This is a genomic window from Paenibacillus sp. EKM301P, assembly GCF_011800295.1.
Taxonomy (GTDB): Bacteria; Bacillota; Bacilli; order Paenibacillales; family Paenibacillaceae; genus Paenibacillus; species Paenibacillus polymyxa.
On sequence record NZ_JAALFM010000040.1, the window covers coordinates 1 to 1,759 of the forward strand.

At 51.4% G+C, this 1,759-nt stretch carries 1 protein-coding gene; it reads right to left on the bottom strand.

Annotated features, from left to right (window positions below; translation table 11 throughout):
• Positions 1-370 precede the first annotated feature (370 nt).
• A complete protein-coding gene (locus HFD99_RS24705; RefSeq protein ID WP_123797873.1) occupies positions 371-1,636 on the bottom strand; it encodes an IS110 family transposase in 1,266 nt (421 codons plus the stop codon).
• Positions 1,637-1,759 lie beyond the last annotated feature (123 nt).

The following is a 1,759-nucleotide window of genomic DNA, read 5'->3' on the forward strand; positions in this document are numbered from 1 at the left end:
GCTCCCTCGAAATGATTAAGTTTTCTCACTCAAACTCATGAATTCGCAGGATTTCACCTTTAGTTTAGCGCGAGATAAGAAGGGAACAGAGGAGCCGATAGCTTTGAACAACTGAAAGGGCGTGCAGGAACAGGGGTGCGGGATGAATCACCCAATTCACTCCATATCCTGCACGTCTCCATGTCGCCCCTAGCGATTTTCACTCCCATGTCTCAACGGGTCCAAGCCCTTTCATTCCTTCGTGACATCTACTAAGGGGTGGAGGTCGGTTTTTCTAACGGAACGGGTCCGAGCCCTTTTGCGTAATGTCTCCCGATACTCCGTGCTTTTTGGAATCCTGCGAATGCATCAGCTGGTGAGAAAATGCCGGTTAAGCTGCTTGCGGAAAAACTTTGTTGGAGTCGTAAGCCTCGCTGCTCTTCGCCAGACCGACAAGCATTCGGGCTATTTTACCGCATAATTTCATAATAGATTTCATTTTCTTTAGCTTTTTCACGTTGAAATTGTGGTGGTGCAGCGCTCTAACATCCGGATTGGTCATGACCATGCACATCGTCATGAGATAGAGGAAGCGTCGGAGACGAGGGCGCCCACGTTTGCTGAGCACCATCTTTCCGCGCCATTTCCCGGAACTGGCTTCTGCTAGATTTAGCCCGGCATGGCGGAGTAAAGCATTGCCGTGTGCATAGCCGCTCAGATCACCGGCTTCACCTAGCACACCAGCTAAGCTCGTTGCATTTACGCCTCGAATGGCAAGCAACTTCTGAGCGTACGGAATACGCACCAGGATGTAGTGAAGCTCGTGCTCAATCTGCTCAAGCTGGCGCTGCGCCAAGTCGTATTCTTCGAGCAGTTGACCCAAGTGCAGTTTGTAGGCGTGCAGCGCCTGCGTGGCGCCAACACTGCGTTTAGCCAGGGCAATGAGCTGCTCGGCTCGATGAATGCCCGCATGGCGTTTCACGTATTGCTTCCAGCCGGCAATGACTTGTTCCGTTGTTAACTGGCTAATGTCCTTCGGGAGAGGAAACAGCCTTAACGTGGCTATGGCGCTGGTGCAGGTAAGGATTTTAAAGACGTGACGAAGTTCCGGAAAGACAATATCTACCCAGCGATGAATCTGGTTAACGGCGCTGTTTAGCCGTTTGGCAACCGTGTCGCGGTTGGCCATGAGAATCCGCAGCTCCTCGTAAGCTTCCGGGTTGAAGCGCACAGGGGAATAGTAGCCGTTTTTGACCATATCCGCGATGACGAGCGCGTCTTTGCGGTCGCTTTTAGATGGCGTATTGTCGCGGTTTTCCTTGTTCTTTTTGACGAGATGGGGATTTACGAGAACAGCCTCAATGCCTTTGGCCGAAAGCCAGCGAGCCAGGCTGAACCAGTAGTGACCGGTGGGTTCCATGCCGACGATGACTTTGCTCAGCGTGTACGACTTGAGCAGATCTTGAATCCAGCGGCCGAACAGCTGGAAACCCTCGTCATGGCTGCCGAACTCTAGCGGCGATCCTAAGGCAATTCCCCGAAAGCTAACCGCACGAGCGACGTGAGCCTCCTGTGCAATATCTACGCCGACAACTAAATGCAATGAGGAAATGTTTTCAATGCGTTGATTTTGTTTATCCTGTGATTTAAACTTCATAGTAGAGCGACCTCCTAGATGATGGGCTTTTTAGGGCATTGACCCGTGACGTAACCCCATCGTACCGAGGCGCTCGTTTTTGTGCAAAGACCAGATTATTCGTTTTACAGGAATTCTAACGGG